General features: G+C 49.5%; 1 protein-coding gene. It reads left to right on the top strand.

Translation table 11 applies throughout. The features are described from left to right. The first annotated feature begins 28 nt into the window (after positions 1–28). Complete coding sequence (locus AN477_RS14690) at positions 29–1,315, top strand: IS110 family RNA-guided transposase (RefSeq protein WP_054969923.1); 1,287 nt, start codon at positions 29–31, stop codon at positions 1,313–1,315. Positions 1,316–1,706 lie beyond the last annotated feature (391 nt).

Here is a 1,706-nt window from a genome sequence, read left to right as displayed (position 1 = left end):
CACACCACTAATCAGGAGGCTTTACAAGATGAGTATAACGCAAAACAGCAAGATTCGTCGTATTACAGATTCGACCTTGGTTATCGGAGCAGACATCGCGAAGAAGGTCCATGTGGCACGTGCGTGCGACGTTAGAGGTGTGGAGCTCGGAAAGCCGCTGACCTTTGACAACTCTAGACCGGGCTTTCTGAAGATGCGGACCTGGATTCGGTCGCTCATGCTGGACCACAGTTGTGACAATGTCATTTTGGGTGTTGAGCCCACAGGGCATTACTGGATAAATCTTGCCCAGTTCCTCCGTAGGGAGGGCATCTATGTAGTGCTGGTAAACCCGTCGCATGTGAAGAAGACCAAGGAACTTGAGGACAACAGTCCAACAAAGAATGACCGTAAAGATGCACGGGTCATTGCATTATTGGTCAAGGATGGACGGTACTCCGAACCCCACATTCCGGAAGATATCTACGCTGATTTGCGTGTAGGAATGAATGAAAGAGACCGTTTGTCCGAGGACCTAAAACGGGTTCAAGCGCGGATTCACAACTGGTTAGATCGCTTCTTCCCAGAGTTCACAGAGGTCTTTAAGGATTGGGAAGGAAAAGCAGCTCTCATATGCCTGCACCAGTTCCCCTGTCCGGTAGATATTCAGGAAAAAACAACATCCGAAATCGTCCAGGCATGGCGAGATGGCGGTATCTTGCGAGGCATTGGGAAAAGCAAGGCGAATCTCCTGAAAGAGATGGCTGAACAGTCCATTGGACTGACTGAAGGGCTGAGGATGGGTCACCAAGAACTAGCGATCCTTCTTGGCCAATATGACTTGTACCAAGAGCAACTAGACCTTCTGATGAGTGAAGTAGAGCAATTAGTGAGTCAGATTCCTGGGACGCCAGAAATGATGAGCATACCTGGCGTCGGACTTGTGACGGTTGCTGGTTTCTTGGCGGAAGTCGGAGACCTGTCGAACTACACCAGTCCCAAACAGATTCAGAAATTAGCCGGGCTCAATCTTAAACAGAACAGCTCTGGCAAGCATGAAGGGCGGACGACGATTAGTAAGCGTGGACGCCCGAAGCTGAGGTCACTATTGTTCCGTTGTGTGATTCCGTTACTGGCAAAGAACGCTGAGTTTCAAGCTTTACACAAGCACTACACGAAGAGGGCGGAGAATCCGCTGAAGAAGATGCAGTCAGCGATTGCGCTGAGTTGCCGACTGATTCGAGTTTTGTTTGCACTCGGACGTAAGCAAGTTCCATACGATCCAGCAAAGATGCTTGGACCTGTACACGTAGAACTTTTACAGAATGTTGCCTAAGGGACTTCGTTTCACGTAGTCTGGTTCACCGACAGTTAGTTTCGTTTGACAAATGAAGCACGGAGTAGCCGGTCCGACACACTTCTATGGGGCAATGACCCTGGCGGGCAGCAGACAACGGCATCCACCCTTTGGCAGGCAGGACGAAGGAATGTAGTGGGCTCACAGGAGACCCCGGGAGATGTGAGAGAGTAAGCCACAAAGGTGCAAGTGGACATCCAAGGTGCGACCATATTTTAGAAAATGGGGCTATGCCCTTGTTTGAACGCACCCATTTACCCGTCCAGAGTCCCTGTTAGTCATACCTGTCTATGAAGTCTGTCAAGTCAAACGAGAAATACTGCGAATAAGCTAGAATAAGGGAGAAAACGAAAGATCATAGAGAGAGAAG

The organism is Paenalicyclobacillus ferrooxydans (assembly GCF_001399675.1).
GTDB lineage: Bacteria > Bacillota > Bacilli > Alicyclobacillales > Alicyclobacillaceae > Alicyclobacillus_B > Alicyclobacillus_B ferrooxydans.
Note: the sequence above shows the minus strand (reverse complement) of the source record. Positions and strands in the feature narration are given on the sequence as shown.